Consider the following 21,906-nt stretch of genomic DNA (forward strand, 5'->3'; position numbering starts at 1 on the left):
GCCGGCCTAAAATTAAAAATATGAGCCTGCTCGCAGTCGGAACCCTGGCCTACGATGACGTTTACACCCCTTACGGAGAAGTAAAAATGATTGAGGCGGGCAGTTGCACCTATATCGCCATGGCCGCCACCTATTTCGTGCAGCCCGTGCAGCTGGTGTCGGTTATCGGCGGCGACTTCAACGATGCTTTTCTGGCCGATCTGGAGCGCCGGGGCGCCGACCTGGAGGGCGTAGAGGTCATCCCCGATGGCAAGTCCTTCTACTGGGCCGGCCGCTACCACGACGATATGATGGGTCGCGACACCCTAGACACCCAGCTGAACGTCCTGGCTGACTTCAATCCCAAGGTTCCCCCCAGCTACCGCGGTACCGACTACATCATGCTCGGCAACCTCACCCCGGCCGTACAGTCGAGCGTACTCGACCAGCTCGAGGGTCGGCCCAAGCTGGTGGCCCTTGATACCATGAATTTCTGGATGGACCACGCCCTGGAAGACCTGAAGGCCGTCCTGCGACGCATCGACGTGCTCATCGTCAACGACGAGGAGGCCCGCCAACTGAGCGGCGAACTCAGTCTGCTCAAGGCCGCCGCGAAGATCGTGGAAATGGGTCCCCGCATCCTCATCATCAAGAAGGGCGAGCACGGTGCCCTGCTCTTCGACGGGGAGGAGCTGTTTTCCGCTCCGGCCCTCCTGCTGCCCAAAGTGGTCGACCCCACCGGTGCCGGCGACACTTTCGCCGGTGGCCTGATGGGCTATCTGGCCGCTACCGACGACCTTAGCTTCGCCAACCTCAAGCGGGCGGTCATCTACGGCTCGGCCATGGCCAGCTTCGTGGTGGAAGACTTCGGTACCCGCCGCATGCAGGGCCTCGACCGGGAACAGATCGACCACCGCGTGCAGCGGTTTGCCGACCTGATCCACGTAGCTATCTAGGCAGCAAGCACCAATCGCAACCCGGCCGGGCCAATGCAGGAACTTCTCGCACAAGTCTACGCTACCGACGCCGTGGAGTGGGCCGCCACCCTGACGGCCCTTGCCTATGTATACCTGGCCGCGCGCGACAACAACTGGTGTTGGCTGTTTGCCGCCCTGAGCGCCACGCTGTGGGCTTACCAGTCGCTGATCGTTTACCAACTGGTTTCGGATGCGCTCCTGCAGCTGTTTTACCTGGTTATGGCCGGCGTAGGCCTTTTCCGCTGGCAACGATCGCGCCGGGTAAGTCCACCCAATGAGATGCTCGACAGCATCGCCCGGGACCCCGTGGCCGACGGGGAAAGCGACATACGCCGTATGGAGACGGGCGAACACCTTACGGTGATCGGTCTGGGTCTAACTACGGGCCTGCTGCTGGGATATCTGGTGGGCTCAGTGTCCACGGCTACGCAGACCTACCTCGACGCCGTCACTACCTCATTCAGCGTGGTGGCCACCTTCCTGCTGATCTGGCGGCGGCTCGACAACTGGATTTATTGGATGGTGATCGACGCGGTCTACGTCTACATCTACCTGCGCGCCGGCGCCCTGCTGTTTGCCCTGCTGATGATCCTCTATATCGTGATGGCCATTTACGGTTACCTTACCTGGCGATCAGCCGTAGATGGTGGCCACGAGACAGCGCGCTGAGGCGCGGTTCCGGAATTCGCATAGATAAATTCCCTGCCAGGTGCCGAGCGCCAACCGGCCATCGGTGATAGGGAGTACGATGCTGTGGCCGATCATGGCCGCCTTGATGTGCGCGGGCATATCGTCCGGCCCTTCAAGGGTATGCACAAGGAAGGGCAGGTTCTCAGGTACGAGCTGGTTGAAGATCGACTCAAAATCGGTAAGGACGTCCGGGTCCGCCGCTTCGTTCACCGTAATGGCCGCCGACGTGTGCTGTATGAAGAGGTGGAGCATGCCCGTCTGCGGCAGGTCGGGAAGCTCTTCCATGATCTCACGGGTGACGACGTGGAAACCGCGCGGGCGGGGAGAAAGACGGAATGCTTTTTGGGAAACCACGGTACGAGGGGGATAGATGGACCGCAAAAATACACCGGAGTGAACAGAGACCCCCCCTCAGACCTATCAAAGAGTAAAACATAACCGTACCCCCCTATGCAGGTATCTGATAAGTTGGTAAGCTTCGTCCTTCGGCTGGCCGCGCTTTTTGGTGTGGTAGCGATCCTCTACTACGGAAAATCTATCCTGGTCCTGTTGACCATCGCCGGACTGCTCGCCATCCTGCTTGATCCGGTAGACAACAAACTGCGCAGCTGGGGCTGGAAGCCCGGATTCGCCATAGCCGGCGCTACCTTCCTGCTGCTTTTCTTTTTTGCGGGCATCTTCTTTGCGATCGGCAAGCAGGCCGCGCGGTTCTCCCAGAACTGGCCACAGATCGAAGAACGCCTGACCGAGCAACTGGCAAACGTCCGAGAAAAGATCCCCATGCTCCCCGGGGGGGAAGGGGAAACGCAACAAAACGCGGCCTCCTCTCCCCGTGCCGACAGCACCGCCACCTCTACCGGCTCCTCAAGCTTATTGCAGGATCTGCCCATCGGGAGCGGCACCATCAAGGGGGCGCTTTCCCAGACGCTCAGCGTATTGGGCGACTTTCTGCTTATGTTCGTCTACGTGGTCCTTTTCCTGAGCCAGAAGGAGCGCCTGCGGGAATTCGTTCTGCGCCGCACCCCCGATGAGCACCGCGGCGAGGCCCACCAGGCCATGAACGAAGCTACGGACGTGGCCCAAAATTACCTCAAGGGGAGGCTCATCCTGATTCTCATTCTGTCGGTGCTTTACGGCATTGGCTTTACGATCGTCGGACTGAACTACGCCATCGTCATTGCTTTTCTGGTGGCCATCTTGAGCATCATCCCTTATCTCGGTAACATTATTGGCGGACTGATCGCCGTAGCCATTGCCATAGCCAGCGGTGGGGGTACGAATATGATTCTGGGCGTGCTGGGCACCATCGCCCTGGCCCAAACGCTGGAAAGTTATGTTCTGACCCCCCTCATCGTGGGCGACGAGGTGGACATTAACCCCCTCACTACCATCGTTGCCGTCATCGGCTTCACCGTTATGTGGGGTGCGGTGGGCGCTATCGTGGCCATTCCCGTAGTAGCCATTGTCCGCATCATCTTCAAGCACGTCAACGGCATGGAGGACTACGCCTACCTCCTCGGGCAGGAATAGGCCGGGACGGACTATCTTGCGGCCCACCTTAGCCAATCGTATATGGGAGTTCTCTACACCGCCGTTCAACACGCTCACTCCGGCCTGCGCTGGGTCGTCCTCATTTTGCTTATCGCGGCTATCGGGCGGGCCCTGTCGCGGCGCAAGGGCGGCACGGTATATCCCGGCAAGGACAAGCTGGCGCTCTTCGGACTGATCTCCGTACACATTCAGTTGCTACTGGGCCTTGCGCTCTATCTCTGGTTGAGTCCTTACGTCCGCTTCGAAGGCGACATCATGGGCGATCCACAGCTCCGCTTCTACACCGTGGAGCACTTTGCGGGCATGATCATCGCGATCATCCTCATCACCATCGGGTACAGTCGGGCCAAGCGGCAGGCGGAACTCAACAAGGGCTGGAAGACCATCGCCCTTTTCTATTCCATCGGCTTGCTGATCATCCTGCTGTCCATTCCCTGGCCATGGCGCGAGGGACTCATGGGTGGCTGGTTCTAGTTTTATTCCGCGTGCGGCCGTTCGATCAGGGTATCTTCCTCCCGCTGATCGACTACCCCCAAGCCTAATGCCTGCAGGATCAGCGACAGCGCGATCAGCAGGATAATCACGTAGACCACCTTCTTCAAGGTGGAGGTGCGCCTCTTTTCGGGCGCGGGCGCAGGTGCAGTATTCCGTGGGGACATAGCTAGGTTAAGGTGGCTCCTGGATTGGAACGGCCCAGTGTCGGGCTTGTTCCGTGAGGGCTGCTGACCGGACCCTCTCAGGTCCCCCTTGCGTCGGGCACGCTGCGAGGTCCTGGCGTTTGCTACATGGCACAGCACGTCGCAGTGTTCACGTACCCTGCAACATCGGGCCTGGAGGCCCTCAACCCGTGAGCAGCAGCAGCGGGATGAGCGACTCCAGGCGAGATTCAGCAAACTAGGGTAATTCAGCCGATCGGGCTGGAAAGCCCTCAACCCGCTTACCCCACGGGCTGAGCGACTCCAGGCGCGATTCAACAAGCTAAGGTGATTCAGCCGATCGGGCTGGAAAGCCCTCAACCCGCTTATCCCACGGGCGGAGCGACTCCAGGCGCGATACGCGGAAAAGTCCGGGTTAATATCATTCCAACGATCAGCACGTCGCAGTGTCCACGGCCCCTGCAACATCGGACCTGGAGGCCCCTCACCGGCCCGGCCCTGAAAGGGACGATATCCGACTAGCGAAGTCAATTCCGAGGGAACCGAGGAATGGGCTTCGCGGTCATATCGATCCCATCGGGCCTGGAGCCCACTACGGCCCGGCCCTGAAAGGGACGGTATCCGACTAGCGGAGTCAATTCCGAGGGAACCGAGGAATGGGCTTCGCGGACATATCGATTCCATCGGGCCTGGAGGCCCCCAACCCGTAGGGAGCAGCAGCGGGTTGAGCGACTCCAGGCGCGATACGCGGAACAGTCCGGGTTGGTATCATTTCTACAATCAGCACGTTGCAGTGTCCACAGCCCCTGCAACATCGGACCTGGAGGCCCCCCACCGGCCCGGCCCTGAAAGGGACGGTATCCGACTAGCGAAGTCAATTCCGAGGGGAACCGAGGAATGGGCTTCGCGAACATATCGATCCCGTCGGGCCTGGAGCCCACTACCGCCCGGCCCTGAAAGGGACGATATCCGACTAGCGGAGTTAATTCCGAGGGGAACCGCGGAATGGGCTTCGCGATCATATCGATCCCATCGGACCTGGAGGCCCACTACCGCCCGGCCCTGAAAGGGACGGTATCCGACTAGCGGAGTCAATTCCGAGGGAACCGAGGAATGGGCTTCGCGCGCAAAAAAACATCCACAAAAGTGTAACCTTCAGCAAAAGCGGGAGTATCCCCTCTGAAACCAAGCACGCCCGTGTCGCCGACCGACGAAGAATTGATGAGTGAAGTAGCCAAAGGCCAGACGAGTCGGCTGGCGGAGCTTTACGGTCGGTACAAAACACCGGTATTCGGGTTTCTGATGAACCGCGCGGGTGGTGACCGCGCCACGTCGGAAGACCTGCTGCAGAACACTTTTGAGCGCATCCTCCGGTACCGGTCGAGCTGGCGCGAGGGGCAGTCCTTCCGTGCCTGGATCTTTGCCATCGCCCGGAATGCCTACCAGGACCACCTGCGCCGGGAGGGGAGACTGACCCTTGAGGAGGTGGACGTCCCGACCGAGACAAGCCAGGAAGAGCCCGAACCGATTTTCGACTGTCGCCGCGCCCTGGCGGCCCTGCCGGACCCCTACCGGGTAGTGGTCGAACTGGCCTGGCAACGCAACCTCAAATACGCCGAGATCGCCACCGTACTCGGCACCACGGAAGCCAACGTAAAGGTGCGCATGCACCGCGCCTGCAAGCAACTACGCGCCAATTACCACAACGCAAACCGCCTATGAAGCCCATCACCGAAGCCGACCTGATCGACTACCTGGCCGGGGAACTCTCCCCCGAACGCCGGCAAGAGTTCGACCGGCAGCTGGCCCGCAATCCCGCCCTGCAGGGTGAATTGGAAGCGCTGCGCGGAATGCAAAGCGAGCTTTCCCAGACCACTGACCCAGCGCCCAGCCCGGCCGCCGATGCCCGGTTCGCCGCTATGCTGGCCGCGGAAACCACCGACTCCGGCCGCATTCGCCGGATGCGGTACCCGCGCGCCGCCGCCCTCCTGCTGGGTGTGGCCGCTTCCCTCCTGCTCCTGGTCTACGCAGTAGGCTGGTACGCGGGGCGCAGTGATACCGCGGAAATGGAGCGGCAACTCGCCGCCACGCGCACCCTCATGCTGGAGCTGATGCAGGCCGAACACAGCACGACCCGGATGCGTGCCGCCACCGTGAGTCTGGAGGTGCCCGTAGCCGACCCCGAAGTGATCGCCAACCTGGGCCACCTGCTGCGGACCGACCCCAACACCAACGTCAGGCTGGCCGCCCTGGACGCTCTGTATCGCTTTGCCGGCACCCCCGCCGCCCGCGACGAAATGCTGGCCGCCATGGCCGGCGACCCGCCCCCCGCCGTGCAGGTCCAACTGCTGGAAACCCTGGTCGGACTGAAAGAACGGCGCGTGCTGCCCTACCTAGAAAACCTCATCCGTAACGATACCGTGCCCCGCCCCCTACGCGACGCGGCGGAACTCGGCACCTTTAAATTGATCTAACCATGACTACCCTGTACCATATCCTATTTTTCCTGTGCCTGACGGCCTCCCTGACCGCCCAGCAAAACTTCAAGATCGCCGTGGCCGGCAAGGCCATTGAATTCAGCGAAATGGGGGAAATGACCCTCATCGGCACCTCCGGCAACGAACTGGTCATCGAGCACGAAGGCACCTCCGGCGAAGACGACCGGCGCGCGGCCGGACTACGCAAGATCAGTGCCCTGGGCCTGCGCGATAATACCGGACTGGGTCTGAGCGTCACCGAAAGCGAAGGGCGGATCCTCATCCAGCCCGTCGGCAGCTCCGACAAGGCCTTCACCGTGCGCGTACCGAACAGCGCCCGCGTGACCGTAGAGCAAAGTACCGAACGGGGTGGGGGGCTGACCGTGGAAAACTTCGCCGGTCCGCTCGACGTGAGCATGATGTACCACGAAGTGCAGTTGAAGAACGCCACCGGCCCCCTGGCCGTCAACACCATCTACGATGTAGTGACCGCCACCTGGGACAGTCCGCCCACGCAAGAAGCCAGGCTGCACTCTACCTACGCGGGCGTCGACGTAACCCTGCCCGCGGTCACCCGGGCCACCCTGCGGCTGTCGACGGGCTACGGCGACATGTTTACCGACTTCGACCTGCAGATCAAGTCTAATACGCTGGCCGCCAACGGCTCCGGGGAGCGCGACCGCGAAGAGCCCGACGCGGTCAAACCCGGCACCCTGGTAGGCACCATCGGCGGCGGTGGCACCCTGCTGGCCCTGACTTCGACCTACTCCAACCTGTACCTCCGCAAAAAGTAAATTTCATCGCCATGCTACGCTACCTCATTAGCGGCCTCCTCCTGGCCGCCGGCTACCTTCATGCCCAGTCCAACCCTACTTCCATACCCGTCGAGGACGCCCTCACCCTCATCGTAGACGCCCATTTCAGCACCGTGGAACTGTCTGCCGGCAGCGGACCGGCCGTCGAGGTGGACCACCGTATCACCGTGACCGGTAAGCCCCGCCCCGAACTCGGTAAGCTGGCCGTGAGCCGCGACGGCCAACGCCTCCGCATCACCGAAACCCACCCCCTGGAAGACGACCTCAAGTCGGCCATGACCGCTGATACAGTGATCATCTCGGGCCGCAAGCAGGTCGGCTACAGCGACCACAACATCGATACCCGCCTCCTGGTGTCCGTGCCGCCCGGCCTTACGGTCCACATCAAGACGCTCTACGGTGCCGTGGAAGTGGACGACGTGAGCGGACTACAGGCCGTGGAATCCACCTACGGCGCCGTCACCGTGACCTACCGTGCGGCGGACCGGGCCGACGACCTGGTGCTCTACAGCAATTACGGCGACGTGGACCTGGCCCTACCCGCGGATGCCACCGCCGACCTGGAGCTGGAAACCGAGCACGAGAACCTGCTCACCGACTTCGACATCGCCATCGACGCCACAGCCAGTGAACACCGCAACTTCTTCGAGCGCATCAAGGGCACCATCAACGGCGGCGGCGCGCGGGTGCAATGCAAGTCGCCCTACAACAACGTCTACCTGCGCATCACCCGCTGAGCTCCGGGTTGCAACCCTGCCTGCGACGCATCGTCCTTTCATTGCTCACTACCCAGTAAATACACCCGGCATGAAATTGAGAGGGTTCCTGATCCCCACCATCGTCCTTGCGCTCCCCCTTTTACTGGTCGCGCAGTCGGACGCCACCGCGACGGAGGAGTACCCCCAGCGGGTATACCACACCCAAAGGGTAACGACGGAAGTGCCGGTCATCGACGGCACGCCAAACGAGGCGGCGTGGAACCTGGTGGAATGGAGCGGGGGCTACATGCAATTCGAGCCCAACCCGGGAGACCCACCGACACGGCGGACCTTCATCAAATTTCTCTACGATGACCGCAACCTCTACGTAGCCTACCGCTGTGAAGACGATCAGCCGGAACTCATCGAGCAACGGATGGCGCGCCGCGACCAATTTCCTGGCGACTGGGTGGAACTGAACATCGACAGCTACCACGACAAGCGTACCGCCTTTTCCTTTACAGTTTCGGCTTCTGGGGTGAAGAGCGATGAGTTCATTTCCAACGACGGCAACAACTGGGACAGTTCCTGGAACCCCATCTGGGAGACCCGCACCCAGATCGATTCCGCCGGCTGGACGGCCGAGCTGCGCATCCCCCTCTCCCAGATCCGGTTTTCGGCCGGGGCCGATCAGGTATGGGGCATCCAATCTACCCGCCGCGACTTCCGTATGGACGAACGCAGTATCTGGCAACCCCGCTCGCGCACGGCCTCCGGTTGGGTGAGCCGCTTCGGGGAACTCCGCGGCCTCCGTGACCTGCAGCCCCGCCGTACCCTCGAAGTCCAGCCCTACGTGGTGGCCCAGCGCTCCACTTTCCCGGCTGAGGAGAACAACCCCTTTGTGGACGGCACCGACAACCGGCTTTCGGCCGGACTGGACGCCCGGGTCGGTATCACCAATGACCTCACCCTTGACCTAACCATCAACCCCGACTTCGGCCAGGTAGAGGCCGACCCCGGTGCCCTGAACCTCGACGGCTACCAAATCTTCTTCCGGGAGCAGCGGCCCTTCTTCGTAGAGGGGCAGAATATCTTTGAATTCGGCCTGTCGGACGCACAGGCGGGCGGTCGCCATACCTCCGATCTCCTGTTCTACTCCCGCCGAATCGGGGGCAGTCCGCACCGGATACTTTCTTCCAATGCCGCCGGCCGCTATTACGTCGATCAGCCCAACAACACCACGATCCTTGGGGCGGCCAAATTCAGCGGCAAGACCAAATCCGGCCTCTCGGTGGGCCTGCTGGAAAGCATGACCGAGCGGGAGATGGCCACGCTGGACCTGGCGGGGGAGCGCAGCGAGACGGTAGTGGAGCCCATGACCAACTACCAGGTGGGACGGATCCAGCAGGATTTCCGGGGCGGCGATACCTACGTGGGGGCCATTCTGACGGGGGTACAGCGTAGTCTGAACGACGATCCCGAATTGGGTTTCCTGCACCGCGAAGCGTATTCCGGCGGCGTCGACTTCACCCACCGTTGGGACGATCGATCCTGGTACGTGGCGGGCAATACTGTACTCTCCTCCGTAAGCGGCAGCCGGGAGGCGATCCTCCAAACGCAAACGGGCTTCGAGCATTTCTTCCAGCGCCCGGGTGCCGAGCATCTTTCGGTGGACAGTACCGCCACCCGGCTCAACGGCAGCAGTGGACTACTGAAAGTGGGCAATCTCGGAGGCAACTTCATTTTCGAAACCGGGGCCACGTGGCGGTCGCCGGGCTTTGAGATCAACGATATCGGCTTCATGCGGTCGGCCGACGAGATCAACTACTTCGGGTGGGCGGCACGGCGGTGGCAGGAGCCCTTCTCCATCTTCCGGCGCTTCCAGGTGAACGGTAACCTGTATAGCACCTTCGACTTCGGTGGTGCCAGCCTGGGCCAGGCCGCCAATTTTAATACCCACGCCAACTTTACCAACTTTATGCGCGCCGGCACCGGCGCCACCTACGTGGTCTACCGGGCATCGAAGACGGACCTGCGCGGCGGACCCCTCCTGCGGCAAAGTCCCGGCTACGAATACTTCGGCTACGTGGTTTCCGACAACCGCAAGAAGGCGACCATCGGGACGCAAGGCTACTCGTTTCAGTCTTTCGACGGTACGGAGCGGCAACGTTCGATGTCCTTCTTTGTCCAGTGGCAACCTTTCGACGCAGCCTCCATGAACCTGGAACCCACCTACTCCACCTTCGACCGGGCGGATCAGTACGTGACGCGGGTTGAAGGCGAGTCCGGGCCTGAATACATCGTCGGCGCGGTGGATCAGCGCACCTTCAGTACCACCCTGCGCCTGACCTATAACCTGACCCCCGACCTGACCGTCCAGTACTACGGACAGCCCTTCATCAGTCAGGGCCGTTACCGTGATTTCAAGACCTTCACCGGCGACGGACTCGCCTCAACCTTCGGCGAGCGCTTCGTGGCTTTTGCCGCGGACGAGGTGACCTACGATATGGAATCCGACAGCTACCTGCTGGGGCCCGCGGGGCGGTACCGGGTGGGTAACCCCGACTTCAACTTCATTCAGTTCCGGTCGAATATGGTCCTCCGCTGGGAGTACCGGCCCGGCTCGGAGCTGTACCTCGTGTGGTCGCAGGGCAATACCGCCAGCGGCAATCCGGGACAGGGCCTGCTGCACAGCCTGGGGAACAACATCTTTTCCGAGGACGTCCGGAACAACTTCCTGGTAAAAGTCACCTACCGGTGGTTGCGATGAAGCAGTTTAGTTGATTACATAGTCTTTTTGGGTTACCGGTCGGCACCGCCGACCGGTTCCTTTATCTTTGGCGCATGGCGAAGTTGTACCCCCGCGATACCCTCAATTTTCTGCGGAAGCTCACGCCACGGCGGGTAGTGAATGCCACCCGGGTCATCGCCAGCTACTACGCCACCCGCTGGCTGCAGCGCCCGGTGGTGTGGGGTAAGCCCTTCACTGTTTCCTTCGAGCCCACTACCGCCTGTAACCTGCGGTGCCCGGAGTGCCCCAGCGGGCTGCGGCAGTTTACGCGCCCCACCGGCAACCTCAGGGCCGACTTCTTCCGCCGCACCCTGGACGACATTGCCGACCGGCTGTTGTATCTCATCTTTTACTTTCAAGGGGAGCCTTACATTAATCCCGACTTCCTGGATATGGTGCGCGAGGCCACCGACCGCGGCGTGTATACCATTACCTCCACCAACGGTCACTTCCTCAACGACGCCAACGCCCGCCGCACCATCGAAAGCGGCCTGGACCGCCTCATCATCAGCGTCGACGGCACGACCCAGGAAGTGTACGAGCAGTACCGCAAATCGGGCAAACTCGAGACCGTCCTCCAGGGTGCCCGCAACGTTGTCCGCTGGAAGCGAGAACTGAAGTCGGCCACCCCCCACCTAATCTTCCAGTTTCTGGTGGTCAAGCCCAATGAGCACCAGATGGGCGAGGTGGTCCGCCTGGCCGATGAGATCGGCATTGATGAGGTAAAGTTTAAATCCGCCCAGCTTTACGACTACGAGCACGGCAATCCCCTTATGCCCGAACAGGAAAAGTACGCCCGCTACTACCGCAAGGACGACGGCACCTACGGTCTAAAGAATAAGCTGCAGAACCACTGCTGGAAATTGTGGCATAGCTGCGTCATTACCTGGGACGGGCTGGTAGCGCCCTGCTGCTTCGACAAGGACGTCACCCACCGCCTCGGGGACGTGAAATCGCAGTCCCTGGACGAAGTGTGGGATGGCCCGGCCTACGACGATTTCCGCACCAAGCTGCTGACCGGCCGCTCGGAGATTGACATTTGCAAGAATTGTACCGAGGGGTGCGAGGTATGGTTGGGCGCTGAGGTATGAGGGGGTTTGTGTATGAGTTGGCGCTTTAGCGCTTTTTTGAACCGCGGATTACACAGATTCTTGCGCTGATTTTGGCGCGGATTTTTTTGCTTGCTTGGCTCGATTATCTAGGTTCGAGGGGATGTATCTGCGCCTTAATCCGCGCCCCAGTCGGCGGAATCTGCGGTAAATTTTTAGCGCTTACGGCGCTTGAGGGTTTTTTAAACCGCAGATCACACAGATTCTTGCGCTGATGTTGGCGCAGATTTTTGCTCGCGTTGCTCGCGGACTGACGCGGACTTTCCCGCCTTTGACGTAGCAACTATTAGAGATCCCTCTTTTCTCTGCATACTACAATCGGGTAGTCGGCAATGGCGGGAGAAGGATTGGTCGAAAAAAGTGGGTGGGGCTGTAACAAAGGGGCTAGGTTACTACGTGTACCCTTCAAACGCGCCAACGTGCAAAGCTTTACCTCTCTAGTTGAAAACGTTCGCGACCGCCTGTACCGGCTGGCCCTGCGGATGACCGGCGACGGCAGTGAAGCGGAGGACGTGGTGCAGGAAGTATTGCTGAGCGGATGGAAACAGCAGGAGGAGATTGTCGGGCTCGACAACCCACCGGCCTGGCTGCTGCGGATGACCCACAACCGGGCAATCGACCGGCTGCGGTCGCGCAAGGCGCGCACGCGCTACGAAAGTGCGGCAGCCCCCGCTGACCACCACCTGCAGACACCCCACCGGCTGGTGGAGTCGCGGGATACGCTGGAGCAGATCGACCGGCAAATGGCCAAATTGAGTCCGGAGCAGCGCACCGTACTGCAACTGCGCGAAGTGGAAGGACTGAGCTACCGCGAGATCGTGGAAGCCACCGGTCTGACCCTGGACCAAGTAAAAGTGTACCTCCACCGCGGCCGCCGGCAGTTGCGCCGACTGCTGCTGGAGAAAAAGATAATCGAACGATGAAGCACCAACGCATCACCGAACTCCTGGACCGCTACTTCGCCGGAGAAACCACCCTGGAGGAGGAGCGTGCCCTGAAGAAATACTTCCGCGGTTCGCACGTTGCGGAAGATTTAAAAGTGTACGCCCCCCTGTTTGCGTACTGGGACCGCGAGGCAAGTATTGCCGCCCCTGCAAGGGTGGGGACCCTACGGCCTCGGCGACTGCCGCGACTGTTGCTTACCCTTGCGGCGGCCCTCCTGCTGCTGCTGGTGGCCCGTGGCCTGGTCTTGAAGCCATCGCCCACCCCGACCGCCTTCCCGGTGGCGGAAGCCGCGCCGGTAGACTGGAGCCGCCACGAGATAACGGACGAGAAAGAAGCCCTGCTGTTCCTGCGGACAGTACTAAAGTCGACCTCCCGTCAACTGACCCAAGGGCCCGCCATCACCCTGCGCGAACTCCGCGAGGCAGACCAAATCATCCATTGAATCACCCGCCAGCTACCGCTGCGCCAACGCCTGTAAAAATGAAATACCTCATTGCCCTGCTGTTCCTGCTGTGTGCTGCACCCGCGTCCGCGCAAAACAAGTTGCCGCTGGATGCCATCTCGAGTTACTTCAGCGAGTACGTCGACGACGAGCGCTTCACCGCCGTGTACGTGAGCGGAAAGATGTTCACGCTCTTCAAGGACGCGCAGTTCGATCTCGACGAAATGGACGAAAAGGAAGTGGCCGCCGTACTGGAAGTGGTGCGCGACCTGCAGGGCATCCGCGTCTTGCACACTGACATCACGCCCCTTAAATTCTACCGGGAAGCGAAGGGCCGCATCGGCACCGATGCCTATGAATTACTCTTCAAGGTGCGTACCCAGGACGGACAGAACGTAGAGGCCTTCATCCAGGATGAGGGGGCTGCCATCAACGAACTCTTTCTCCTGGTCGGTGCCGACGACAGCTTCGCGATGCTAAGCTTCGTTGGCAGCATCGACCTGAGCAAACTGGGGCAGCTGCAAAAGGCCCTCGAATAAACAACCGCTAAAGACAAGATCATGCTACGCCTTTTACTCCTTTGCTTTTGTTGCTGGTCCGCCGCCCTGGGCGCGCAGGAGGCCGTCATCAAGGATTTCATCAAGGTGCACCGGAAAGGCGCGGAGAACGCCGCGGTGAAAGTACCCGGCTGGCTGATTGGCCTGGCCAGCGACGTGGCCACCGTGAGTACCGATGACCCCGGGGAGAAGGTTGTCTTCCGCCTGCTGGGCGAAGTCGGTACCGTGCGGCTGGTCTCCTACCTGGACGACGATTTCCCGGAGCCGGAATACAGCGTCGTCAACCTCCTCTACGTGCTGGAGCGGTATAAGCGCTTTGAACGCTGGGCCGAAGTACGGACGCCGGAGGGGCAGCGGGTAACGCTCAGTGTGCGCTACCAAAATGAGAAGATCAGGGACCTGGTGGCCGTAGTGCGGGAGGACGAACGGACCACCCTGGTTTCGGCCCGCACCGACCTTACCGCCCAGGAACTTGGTCGGTTGGTCGGCGACCTCCAGCGTCTTTAGCCACCCCGGCGCGGCACCGTACTTTTGCCGGATGCGCGCCAATTTCCTGAAACACCTTGCCCAGACCAGTCCGGCCCCCATGGCCCTGGAAATCGCGGGTGGGGAGGGGGTCTACCTCATTGACACCGCCGGCAAACGCTACCTCGACCTCATCGCCGGCATCGGGGTGAGTGCCCTGGGCCACAACCACCCCGCCGTGGTGCAGGCGGTACAGCGGCAGGCGGCCACCTATATGCATACGCTGGTGTACGGGGAGTTTGTCCTGAGTCCCCAGGTCGAACTCGCCACCTTGCTCTGCGCCCAGCTGCCGCCGGAGCTCGACAACGTCTACTTCACCAACTCCGGCACCGAAGCCACCGAGGGGGCCATGAAACTGGCCAAGCGGTACACCGGTCGCGCGGAATTCGTGGCCGCCACCCACGCCTACCACGGCAGCACCCAGGGGGCGGCGAGCCTGATGTGGCCCAAGGACTTTACCCAGGCCTTCCACCCCCTTCTGCCGGGAATTACCCACCTGGAATTCAATGATGACGCGGGGCTGGACCGCATTACGAAGCACACCGCCGCCGTGGTCCTGGAAACGGTGCAGGCAGAGTGGGGGCTGCGCACCCCCCGCCCGGAATGGTTGCAGGCCGTGCGCCGCCGCTGTGATGAAACCGGTGCCCTGCTGATCCTCGACGAGATCCAGGCCGGCATGGGCCGTACCGGAACCCTCTTTGCCTTCGAGCAGTACGGCGTGGTGCCCGACATTCTCCTGCTGGCCAAGGGATTCGGCGGGGGCATGCCCCTCGGGGCCTTCGTGGCGCGACGGGAGGTGATGCAGGCGCTTACTTCCGACCCCGTCCTGGGGCACATCACCACTTTCGGCGGCCACCCGGTGAGTTGCGCGGCCGGACTGGCGACCCTGCGCACTTTGGTGGAACAGCCAGAAATCATTGCGGCGGTGAAGGAAAAGGAAGCCCGGTTTCGGCGCTTGTTGGTGCACCCCCGCATTCGCGAGATTCGTTCGGCCGGTCTATGGATGGCCGTGGAACTGGCCGACTTCGGCGAGGTTCAGCAGACCATTGCCGGCTGCCTGGAGCGCGGACTCATCACCGACTGGTTCCTCTTCAACGAGCGCAGCCTGCGCATTGCCCCGCCTCTGACCATTTCCGAGGAAGAGATTGATTGGGCTTGCGGGGTGATTGTTGCGGCGCTTGGGGAATAGGGTGGTTAACATCTTCCATTTACAATGGTACAATTTACCCTTTGGCTGCCGCTGCTATCTGCTTGCTTCGCTCGTGGGACCATTTACGATTTTCGATTTGGCAAAACCCGTTCCCCCGGTTCCCTACGGAATTGACTTTGCTTGGGGGCGTCCCTTTCAGGGGCGGAGGGAGGTGGTTTGGTTTTTTGTTTGGCGGCGGAGCGCTGGTGCCGTTTGCAATCTTAAAGCCGGGTAGCTGGGTATCGCTTTATGTACCTTTGTGTTTTTCCAATCGATTCCCCATTTCATGGACTTTTCCGCACTGCTGAAGGCGATCAAGGGTAAGGATTTTAAACCGATCTATCTTCTACACGGGGAGGAGCCCTACTTCATCGATCAGCTCGAGGAAGCCATTGAGCAGCACGCGTTGCAGGAGCACGAGCGGGCCTTCAATCAGACGATCCTTTACGGAAAGGATACCGATCACCTGCAGGTGGTCGATGCGGCCCGTCGCTTCCCGATGATGGCCGAGCGGCAGTTGATCCTGCTGCGGGAAGCCCAGGACATGCGCGACATCAAGGAACTGGCGCGCTACGCTGAGCATCCGGCACCGACCACCGTGCTGGTCATCAGTCACAAGCACAAAAAGCTGAACGGCAACCTGGCGGTAACGAAGCACATCAAGAAGAACGGGGTGGTCTTCGAGTCAAAGGGGCTGTACGACAACAAGGTGCCGGCCTGGATCTCGGGCTACCTCCGCGAACGCAAGTACAAGATCGAGCCAGAGGCGAGCAACCTGCTGGCGGAGTTTCTCGGCACGAGTCTGGGCAAGATCACGAACGAACTGGACAAACTCCTGCTCAATCTGCCCAAGGGCACCGAAGTGACCACCCAGATCGTAGAGGACCAGGTAGGCGTAAGTAAGGACTACAACGTCTTCGAGCTCCAGCGGGCCATAGGTCACCACGATCAAATGAAAGCCGCGCGTATCCTGCAATACTTCCGCGGCAACCCCAAGGCCGCCCCACTGCCCATGGTCACCGGTAGCCTGTACAACTACTTCAGCAAGGTCTTTCTGCTCAAGGAACTGCAACGCAAACGTGAGAGCCGGCAGGAGATCATGAAGGCCCTCGGCTTACGCTTCGACTTCTTTCTGGCGGACTACGAGCGCACGGCCCGAAACTTCAGTCTGCACGACCTGTACGCAGTCTTCGCCCTGCTGCGCGAATACGACCTCAAAAGCAAAGGGGTAGGCAGTAACCTGGCAGGCAAGGGGGAGAGTGAGTTGCTGAAGGAGATGGTTTGGAAAATGATGAATGTTAGTCTCTTAGGTGGTTTAGTCCGTTAGTTCTTTAGGCCATTAGTTCTTTAGGTGGGTAGTTCTTTAGGCCATTAGTTCTTTTGGCGGTGAGGCTGATAGTTCTTTAGGATATCTGATCATTCTGGGAAGGGCCTCCTTAATGAATTGAATAATTGCGATGATCAACATTCTGCTTTGGATGGGGATACATGTTTTTGTTCCGGCAGGGGGAGTACTGGCGTATTTGATCATGTTGAAGAGGATGAAAAAGGAGCATACTTCTTGTCCTCCTGTCCGTTCTCTGCTCCTGGTTTTTGCGAGCTACGGAGGTGTGCTTCTGGTTCTGCTGACGGCGTTATTCTGGAAGTGGTCGGCCCTGGCATCATTCGGGGCTGCTTACCTCGTGCTTGGTGCTCCACTCATAATGGGGGCCGTGGCCTACATGCAATTTCCCACTCGTGTATTATCAAAATATCATAGCCTGGTTTACCGATTGGCGCTGATCTATGCGATTGCTATTCCCGTTGTCGTGCTCGCACTGCGGGCATTTAACTTGTGGTGAAGGTCCTTAGTGCGGTGGCTTTCCTTTGGAGGATGGTGCGCCTCCTTTACTTAGTGCAAGTCGCAGATCAGGGCATTACCTTCCTCCACTTCCGTAATGAATAGCTGAGGAAAACCCAGCTATACGAGATAGGTTGAACAACTCGCCGAACCGTATATAGCCGTATATATTCGATTATATTCGTTTAAGTATCGATTATAAGGGAGACTGGACCAGACCTTTAGGGAAAGTCTTCTACTATGGCATTTTCCCGTTTCAAGGAATGGGCCGCATACCGCAAGGCCCGGTCGCTATCCACATCCATCCTGCATCACTCGGCAGCCTTTCCTAGAGAGGAGCGATACAGCCTCACCGATCAAATCAGGCGGAGCAGTCGATCGGTTTGTGCCAACCTGGGTGAGGCCTATGCGAAGCGCTGCTACCCCAAACACTTCCATGCCAAGCTCACCGATTCTGCCGGGGAAAACTTTGAGACGCAGGTGTGGCTCGACTTTGCCCTTGACTGTGGCTACATCAACCAGGCTACTCACCAGCGTTTAACCGCAGACGCGGAAGAAGTCGGAAAACTATTGTCCTTCATGCAACGCAACCCCGAAAAATTCCTTCCCGGGAAATCCTAACAGCCTAAAGAACCAATAGCCTAAAGCCCTACCCGCCTAAAGAACTAACTGCCTACAGAACTACTCTTCACTCCTCCAGATCAAAAATGCTGTCGCTCTCACGTTTATCCACCCCGTCGCGCAACCGGTCCATGGCGTCCACGGCTTGTTCGTAGAAATCGTAGAAAATCGGGAAGATGGCCTTCGCGTTTTCGATGACCAGGTCCGGGAGTTGGGCCAGCACGGGGTAGGTGATACTGTCGGCCCGTACCTCGTCGCTGATGATGTGGCTGCGGTCGCCGAAATAGACCAAACCGGAAAAAATGAACGTAAAAAACAGTCCGGAAAGCACGCCGCCCAGGATCTGGTTGATAAAGTTGATGTTAACGGATTCCAGTACACCGGTCAGTCCACGCGCCAGGATTCGGAACAGCACCAGCGTCAGGAAAAACAGCAACACCACCCCCAGAATGAACGCCCCCGCGCTCGTCACCGCCGGGAAAGCATCGAAGATCATCTCCGCCGCAATGGGACCGAACTTCATCGCCGCCAGTACGCCAAAGATGTAACTCACCAGGCTAAGCACCGTGGAAATGATCCCGCGGCTGTATCCTACCCAGAAGCCGTAAGCCAGAAATATGAGGCAGACGATGTCGATGACCATTTTGTAAAGATAAGGGGGATTGGGTTGCTGCGTTGGTGAGGTGTTGGGTTTGCCGTCTGGCTTTCGTCCCTCGCTTTGCCCGGGCGGGTGTCATCTCGTTGTGGAGTTTTTGAGTTGTTGGGTGTGAAGTCTGGCATTCGTCCCTCGCTCTTCTCGGAGGCTACAGCGCCTGGTTCGCCTCTGCACCTCGCCCTACCGGTATGAGTGCGGGACCGCGTTATCCGGGGGTAACTGACGTGTAGACTCGATAAGAGTAAGCGATCATTCCATGAGCATTCCACAGGCCACTCAGTATCCCGCTAAGCGTGGAGTGAAAGTGATCTGTTATCCCCAGGTTCCCGGCTATGATGGTCATTTGTGGTAGCTGCCCAAATAGGAATTACGGGCTTTAACCGCTGCGTCCGGAGGTGACAAGCCGCACTCCCCGAGCGAAGCGCCAGGGCAAACGCAGCGCCAACTCAAAAAACCAGCAACCTACCAACCCAAAGACCCACCACCACAATCCTTCTATCTTTGCGCAAAATTTCTGCACTATGATTCGCATCTTAGCAAACGACGGCATCGCCGACAACGGCAAGCAACTCCTGGAAGAAGCCGGCTTCTCGGTGGATACGACCAAGATCCCCCAAGACGAACTCATGACCCGCCTCAACGATTACGACGCCATCATCGTGCGCAGCGCCACCGAGGTACGCAAGGAGCTTATCGACGCCACCCCCAACCTGAAGGCCATCCTCCGCGGCGGCGTGGGTATCGACAACATCGACCACGAATACGCCGAAAGCAAGGGCATCCCCACCTACAATACCCCCGCCGCCTCCAGCCAGGCCGTGGCCGAACTCGTATTCGCCCACTTCTTTGCCCTCAGCCGCTTCCTGCACCGCTCGAACCGCGAACTGACCCGGCCCGACGGTAACTTCAACAAGCTCAAAAAAGCCTATTCCGAAGGTCAGCAACTGCGTGGCCGTACCCTCGTGGTGGTCGGATTCGGACGCATCGGCATCGCCATCGGGCGTATCGCCCTCGGACTCGGCATGAAAGTGGTGCCGGTCGACCCCTACAAGGAAAAGGAAACCGTCAAACTTGATTTCGCCGACGGACGGAGCATCGACTTCAATTTCGACATGGTATCCCTCGACGAAGCCATCAGCCAGGCCGACTACATCACCATCAACGTACCCGGCGGCGACCTTATGGGTGCCGAAGAGATCGCCCGCATGAAGGACGGCGTCATCATCGCCAACACCAGCCGGGGCGGCGTCATCAACGAAGACGCCCTGCTCGAAGCCCTCAACAGCGGCAAGGTAGCCGGAGCCGCCCTCGACGTGTTCGTCGACGAGCCCAATCCCCGCCGCGACCTCCTGGAGCACCCCCGCGTAAGTGTTACTCCCCACATTGGCGCCGCTACCGCAGAGGCGCAGGACAACATCGGCGTTGAGCTCTTCGAAAAGATCCGAGACCATTTTGGTAAGCAGTAGGAGCACCGCTACGGCAGTATTCGAACTCGCCTGGTGGGCCTTCGCCCTGGTGCTGGCCGGACTGGTCGTGCTGCCGATCTCCAGCACGCTGCCTAACTACCCCTTCTACGTCCCGAATTTCATCTACGTGGTGGTGGCCATCACCCTCACGCGCTACCTCTTTCTGCTTCACGTGAGTTGGTTGCGCGACCGGCTGATCATTCAGGCCGCGGTGGCGATGCTACTGATCCCCCTCATCTTCTATATGGTGCAAGCCTTCAACAGCTTCATCATTTACTTCGATGAGCAGGGACCGGACGTGCTGCTGGGCGGACTCGAGCAGGAGGTGGCCAATACCATAGACAGCTACATCCACGCTGAATTCCGCTTTTTCGGGGTGTGGGCGATCGTCGCGGCGGCGGTCACTCCCTTTCGGCTGATTTACAATGCCTGGGTACGCTACCGGGCCGGCGTGCGGCGGTAAAGGGTGTGTTAATTAGGCAGTTAGGCGGACATGTGCCCCCGGTGATTTACGATTTGTTCCGGCAATGGGTTGTTTCGATCACTTTTCCTTGTAGCTTGATCGGGTTACCGCATTTTTTCAGCGAATATTCGCCATGACGCCACTCGAACTGGTCTACGACAAGATCCTCCCGCTCCCCGAGCTCAGTCGCCGCCGCTGCGGTTGGCGCTGTTACAGTCACCGGACCGTATTCACCAACGGCGTCTTCGACCTGGTCCACCCCGGGCACCTGACCTACCTGGCGCAGGCGGCCGGACTCGGACGGCGCCTCATCGTGGGCGTGAACAGCGACGAAAGCGTGCGCCGGCTGAAGGGCGATTCCCGCCCCGTCATGCCCCTGGAAGCGCGTATGCAACTGCTGGCCAGTCTGGCCTTCGTCGACGGTGTGATTTCCTTCGACGAGGATACTCCCCTGGAACTGATCAAGGCCCTGCGGCCCGACGTGCTCGTGAAGGGCGGCGACTACACCGAGGCGACAATGGTGGGTGCCCCCGAGGTTCGCAGTTGGGGTGGCAAAGTAGAAGTCCTGCCCTTCGTCGCCGGGCACTCCACCACCGCGCTGCTGGAAAGCATCCGTTAGGGTACCTTGCACCTGCGCTCTGGCGCAAAGGAAAACCAACGCGACATGACCACCATCAAGGAAGTCACCGACTACCTGGAACGGATCGCCCCCGGGCACCTGCAGGAGAGCTACGACAATGCCGGACTGATCGTGGGAGACCCCGCTACCGAGGTGACCGGTGTGCTTACGAGCCTGGACTGTACCGAAGAAATCATCGAGGAGGCGGCGGCGCGCGGGTGCAATGTCGTGGTGGCCCATCACCCCATCGTGTTCCGCGGACTGAAGCGCCTCAACGGGGCCAACTACGTGGAACGGACGGTCATCCAGGCCATCCGCCGCGGCATCGCGATCTACGCCATCCACACCAACCTGGACAACGTGCGCTTCCGTGGCGTCAATGAGCGTATCGCGCAGCGGCTCGGACTGCAAAGGCTCCGGCTTCTGCGGGCCAAGGACGAAACCGGGGAGGTGGGCTCCGGCATGGTGGGCGAACTGCCCCAGCCCCTGTCCGAGGGCGACTTCCTGGCGTTACTTCACGAGCGGATGCACGCCACGGTCGTGCGCCACACGCCCCTGACCGGTAAAGAGGTCCGTACCGTAGCCGTAGCGGGCGGGGCGGGGGGCTTCCTGCTGGCCGATGCGAAGGCGGCGGGTGCCCAGGCCTTCGTGACGGCCGACTACAAGTATCACGAGTTCTTTGACGCTGAGGGGGATATCGTCATATGCGACATCGGGCACTACGAAAGCGAACAGTTTACAACTCAATTACTTGCGGAGTTGTTAACTAAAGAATTTACTACCTTTGCGGTCCTTTCCACGGAGCGGAACACCAATCCGGTGCGCTATTACGTAGGGTAAG

The 21,906-nt window shown here is 60.0% G+C and carries 25 protein-coding genes; 22 read left to right on the plus strand and 3 right to left on the minus strand.

The genetic code is table 11. The features are described 5' to 3' along the window. Positions 1 to 20 precede the first annotated feature (20 nt). Entirely contained in the window at positions 21 to 935 is a 915-nt protein-coding gene (locus E4021_RS11435; RefSeq protein ID WP_136459492.1) for a PfkB family carbohydrate kinase, read from the plus strand. Positions 936 to 968: 33 nt separating this feature from the next. Further along, positions 969 to 1,625 carry a nicotinamide riboside transporter PnuC gene (gene pnuC / locus E4021_RS11440; protein WP_136459493.1) on the plus strand — a complete coding sequence of 219 codons (657 nt, stop codon included), beginning with the start codon at positions 969 to 971 and terminating at the stop codon, positions 1,623 to 1,625. Here the strand turns inward: pnuC and E4021_RS11445 are convergent. Beyond that, a complete protein-coding gene (locus E4021_RS11445) occupies positions 1,590 to 2,000 on the minus strand; it encodes a secondary thiamine-phosphate synthase enzyme YjbQ (protein WP_136459494.1) in 411 nt (136 codons plus the stop codon). The two genes, pnuC and E4021_RS11445, sit on opposite strands and share 36 nt — an antisense overlap. 96 nt (positions 2,001 to 2,096) lie before the next feature. Here E4021_RS11445 and E4021_RS11450 point away from each other — a divergent pair, with 96 nt between their 5' ends. Continuing rightward, the gene (locus tag E4021_RS11450; RefSeq protein WP_136459495.1) at positions 2,097 to 3,176 is read left to right on the plus strand and encodes an AI-2E family transporter; all 1,080 of its coding nucleotides are present in this window, start codon (positions 2,097 to 2,099) and stop codon (positions 3,174 to 3,176) included. 42 nt (positions 3,177 to 3,218) lie between these two features. After that, positions 3,219 to 3,671: a cytochrome B gene (locus E4021_RS11455; protein WP_136459496.1), complete on the plus strand. Its 453-nt coding sequence runs from the start codon at positions 3,219 to 3,221 to the stop codon at positions 3,669 to 3,671. Positions 3,672 to 3,673: 2 nt separating this feature from the next. Here E4021_RS11455 and E4021_RS11460 read toward each other — a convergent pair whose 3' ends face one another. Continuing rightward, positions 3,674 to 3,856 carry a hypothetical protein gene (locus E4021_RS11460; RefSeq protein WP_136459497.1) on the minus strand — a complete coding sequence of 61 codons (183 nt, stop codon included), beginning with the start codon at positions 3,854 to 3,856 and terminating at the stop codon, positions 3,674 to 3,676. A 1,194-nt stretch (positions 3,857 to 5,050) separates the two neighbouring features. Between E4021_RS11460 and E4021_RS11465 the strand changes: the two genes are divergently transcribed. The 14 genes from E4021_RS11465 to E4021_RS11525 all read left to right on the plus strand — a co-directional run bounded on the left by E4021_RS11465 (position 5,051) and on the right by E4021_RS11525 (position 17,862). Then, complete coding sequence (locus E4021_RS11465; RefSeq protein ID WP_136459498.1) at positions 5,051 to 5,575, plus strand: RNA polymerase sigma factor; 525 nt, start codon at positions 5,051 to 5,053, stop codon at positions 5,573 to 5,575. Beyond that, positions 5,572 to 6,327 carry a HEAT repeat domain-containing protein gene (locus E4021_RS11470; protein ID WP_136459499.1) on the plus strand — a complete coding sequence of 252 codons (756 nt, stop codon included), beginning with the start codon at positions 5,572 to 5,574 and terminating at the stop codon, positions 6,325 to 6,327. Before E4021_RS11465 ends, E4021_RS11470 begins: the two co-directional genes overlap by 4 nt. Positions 6,328 to 6,329: 2 nt before the next feature. Then, positions 6,330 to 7,124 (plus strand): hypothetical protein, encoded by a 795-nt coding sequence (locus E4021_RS11475; protein ID WP_136459500.1) that lies wholly within the window; start codon positions 6,330 to 6,332, stop codon positions 7,122 to 7,124. Between the two features lie 11 nt (positions 7,125 to 7,135). Next, positions 7,136 to 7,882: a DUF4097 family beta strand repeat-containing protein gene (locus E4021_RS18120; RefSeq protein WP_168797574.1), complete on the plus strand. Its 747-nt coding sequence runs from the start codon at positions 7,136 to 7,138 to the stop codon at positions 7,880 to 7,882. A gap of 70 nt (positions 7,883 to 7,952) precedes the next feature. Continuing rightward, positions 7,953 to 10,613: a DUF5916 domain-containing protein gene (locus tag E4021_RS11480; RefSeq protein WP_168797575.1), complete on the plus strand. Its 2,661-nt coding sequence runs from the start codon at positions 7,953 to 7,955 to the stop codon at positions 10,611 to 10,613. A gap of 74 nt (positions 10,614 to 10,687) precedes the next feature. Next, positions 10,688 to 11,725 (plus strand): SPASM domain-containing protein, encoded by a 1,038-nt coding sequence (locus tag E4021_RS11485; RefSeq protein ID WP_136459502.1) that lies wholly within the window; start codon positions 10,688 to 10,690, stop codon positions 11,723 to 11,725. Positions 11,726 to 12,162: 437 nt separating this feature from the next. Beyond that, positions 12,163 to 12,666: an RNA polymerase sigma factor gene (locus E4021_RS11490; protein ID WP_168797576.1), complete on the plus strand. Its 504-nt coding sequence runs from the start codon at positions 12,163 to 12,165 to the stop codon at positions 12,664 to 12,666. After that, entirely contained in the window at positions 12,663 to 13,130 is a 468-nt protein-coding gene (locus tag E4021_RS11495; RefSeq protein ID WP_136459504.1) for a hypothetical protein, read from the plus strand. Before E4021_RS11490 ends, E4021_RS11495 begins: the two co-directional genes overlap by 4 nt. Positions 13,131 to 13,168: 38 nt before the next feature. Beyond that, positions 13,169 to 13,669 carry a DUF4252 domain-containing protein gene (locus E4021_RS11500; protein ID WP_136459505.1) on the plus strand — a complete coding sequence of 167 codons (501 nt, stop codon included), beginning with the start codon at positions 13,169 to 13,171 and terminating at the stop codon, positions 13,667 to 13,669. Between the two features lie 21 nt (positions 13,670 to 13,690). Beyond that, complete coding sequence (locus E4021_RS11505; protein WP_136459506.1) at positions 13,691 to 14,194, plus strand: DUF4252 domain-containing protein; 504 nt, start codon at positions 13,691 to 13,693, stop codon at positions 14,192 to 14,194. Between the two features lie 31 nt (positions 14,195 to 14,225). Continuing rightward, positions 14,226 to 15,401, plus strand: coding sequence for an aspartate aminotransferase family protein (locus tag E4021_RS11510; RefSeq protein WP_168797577.1), 1,176 nt, complete (start codon positions 14,226 to 14,228; stop codon positions 15,399 to 15,401). 286 nt (positions 15,402 to 15,687) lie between these two features. Continuing rightward, positions 15,688 to 16,728 carry a DNA polymerase III subunit delta gene (holA, locus tag E4021_RS11515; RefSeq protein ID WP_136459507.1) on the plus strand — a complete coding sequence of 347 codons (1,041 nt, stop codon included), beginning with the start codon at positions 15,688 to 15,690 and terminating at the stop codon, positions 16,726 to 16,728. 130 nt (positions 16,729 to 16,858) lie between these two features. After that, positions 16,859 to 17,242 (plus strand): hypothetical protein, encoded by a 384-nt coding sequence (locus tag E4021_RS11520; RefSeq protein ID WP_136459508.1) that lies wholly within the window; start codon positions 16,859 to 16,861, stop codon positions 17,240 to 17,242. A 239-nt stretch (positions 17,243 to 17,481) separates the two neighbouring features. Beyond that, positions 17,482 to 17,862, plus strand: coding sequence for a four helix bundle protein (locus E4021_RS11525; RefSeq protein ID WP_136459509.1), 381 nt, complete (start codon positions 17,482 to 17,484; stop codon positions 17,860 to 17,862). Positions 17,863 to 17,929: 67 nt separating this feature from the next. Here the strand turns inward: E4021_RS11525 and E4021_RS11530 are convergent, their stop codons facing one another. Next, positions 17,930 to 18,505 carry a CvpA family protein gene (locus E4021_RS11530; RefSeq protein WP_136459510.1) on the minus strand — a complete coding sequence of 192 codons (576 nt, stop codon included), beginning with the start codon at positions 18,503 to 18,505 and terminating at the stop codon, positions 17,930 to 17,932. A gap of 533 nt (positions 18,506 to 19,038) precedes the next feature. Here E4021_RS11530 and E4021_RS11535 point away from each other — a divergent pair. The 4 genes from E4021_RS11535 to E4021_RS11550 all read left to right on the plus strand — a co-directional run bounded on the left by E4021_RS11535 (position 19,039) and on the right by E4021_RS11550 (position 21,905). Then, entirely contained in the window at positions 19,039 to 19,983 is a 945-nt protein-coding gene (locus E4021_RS11535; RefSeq protein WP_136459511.1) for a D-2-hydroxyacid dehydrogenase, read from the plus strand. Next, positions 19,970 to 20,446 carry a hypothetical protein gene (locus E4021_RS11540; RefSeq protein ID WP_136459512.1) on the plus strand — a complete coding sequence of 159 codons (477 nt, stop codon included), beginning with the start codon at positions 19,970 to 19,972 and terminating at the stop codon, positions 20,444 to 20,446. The genes E4021_RS11535 and E4021_RS11540 overlap by 14 nt, the downstream gene beginning before the upstream one ends. Positions 20,447 to 20,579: 133 nt before the next feature. Further along, on the plus strand, positions 20,580 to 21,065 hold the full coding sequence (rfaE2, locus tag E4021_RS11545; RefSeq protein WP_136459513.1) for a D-glycero-beta-D-manno-heptose 1-phosphate adenylyltransferase: 486 nt from the start codon (positions 20,580 to 20,582) through the stop codon (positions 21,063 to 21,065). A gap of 45 nt (positions 21,066 to 21,110) precedes the next feature. After that, a complete protein-coding gene (locus E4021_RS11550) occupies positions 21,111 to 21,905 on the plus strand; it encodes a Nif3-like dinuclear metal center hexameric protein (protein WP_136459514.1) in 795 nt (264 codons plus the stop codon). Position 21,906: the final 1 nt, after the last annotated feature.

Origin of the sequence: Neolewinella litorea, assembly GCF_004803465.1 — a bacterium.
Lineage (GTDB): Bacteria > Bacteroidota > Bacteroidia > Chitinophagales > Saprospiraceae > Neolewinella > Neolewinella litorea.

Bases quoted from the DNA above. Each gene is read 5' to 3' on its own strand.
- E4021_RS11485 (WP_136459502.1), top strand. From the start codon at position 10,688: ATGGCGAAGTTGTACCCCCGCGATACCCTCAATTTTCTGCGGAAGCTC.
- E4021_RS11530 (WP_136459510.1), bottom strand. From the start codon at position 18,505: ATGGTCATCGACATCGTCTGCCTCATATTTCTGGCTTACGGCTTCTGG.
- pnuC (WP_136459493.1), top strand. From the start codon at position 969: ATGCAGGAACTTCTCGCACAAGTCTACGCTACCGACGCCGTGGAGTGG.
- E4021_RS11480 (WP_168797575.1), top strand. From the start codon at position 7,953: ATGAAATTGAGAGGGTTCCTGATCCCCACCATCGTCCTTGCGCTCCCC.
- E4021_RS11495 (WP_136459504.1), top strand. From the start codon at position 12,663: ATGAAGCACCAACGCATCACCGAACTCCTGGACCGCTACTTCGCCGGA.
- rfaE2 (WP_136459513.1), top strand. From the start codon at position 20,580: ATGACGCCACTCGAACTGGTCTACGACAAGATCCTCCCGCTCCCCGAG.
- E4021_RS11550 (WP_136459514.1), top strand. From the start codon at position 21,111: ATGACCACCATCAAGGAAGTCACCGACTACCTGGAACGGATCGCCCCC.
- E4021_RS11520 (WP_136459508.1), top strand. From the start codon at position 16,859: ATGATCAACATTCTGCTTTGGATGGGGATACATGTTTTTGTTCCGGCA.
- E4021_RS11505 (WP_136459506.1), top strand. From the start codon at position 13,691: ATGCTACGCCTTTTACTCCTTTGCTTTTGTTGCTGGTCCGCCGCCCTG.
- E4021_RS18120 (WP_168797574.1), top strand. From the start codon at position 7,136: ATGCTACGCTACCTCATTAGCGGCCTCCTCCTGGCCGCCGGCTACCTT.
- E4021_RS11435 (WP_136459492.1), top strand. From the start codon at position 21: ATGAGCCTGCTCGCAGTCGGAACCCTGGCCTACGATGACGTTTACACC.
- E4021_RS11500 (WP_136459505.1), top strand. From the start codon at position 13,169: ATGAAATACCTCATTGCCCTGCTGTTCCTGCTGTGTGCTGCACCCGCG.
- E4021_RS11475 (WP_136459500.1), top strand. From the start codon at position 6,330: ATGACTACCCTGTACCATATCCTATTTTTCCTGTGCCTGACGGCCTCC.
- E4021_RS11535 (WP_136459511.1), top strand. From the start codon at position 19,039: ATGATTCGCATCTTAGCAAACGACGGCATCGCCGACAACGGCAAGCAA.
- holA (WP_136459507.1), top strand. From the start codon at position 15,688: ATGGACTTTTCCGCACTGCTGAAGGCGATCAAGGGTAAGGATTTTAAA.
- E4021_RS11460 (WP_136459497.1), bottom strand. From the start codon at position 3,856: ATGTCCCCACGGAATACTGCACCTGCGCCCGCGCCCGAAAAGAGGCGC.
- E4021_RS11525 (WP_136459509.1), top strand. From the start codon at position 17,482: ATGGCATTTTCCCGTTTCAAGGAATGGGCCGCATACCGCAAGGCCCGG.
- E4021_RS11450 (WP_136459495.1), top strand. From the start codon at position 2,097: ATGCAGGTATCTGATAAGTTGGTAAGCTTCGTCCTTCGGCTGGCCGCG.
- E4021_RS11470 (WP_136459499.1), top strand. From the start codon at position 5,572: ATGAAGCCCATCACCGAAGCCGACCTGATCGACTACCTGGCCGGGGAA.
- E4021_RS11510 (WP_168797577.1), top strand. From the start codon at position 14,226: ATGCGCGCCAATTTCCTGAAACACCTTGCCCAGACCAGTCCGGCCCCC.
- E4021_RS11455 (WP_136459496.1), top strand. From the start codon at position 3,219: ATGGGAGTTCTCTACACCGCCGTTCAACACGCTCACTCCGGCCTGCGC.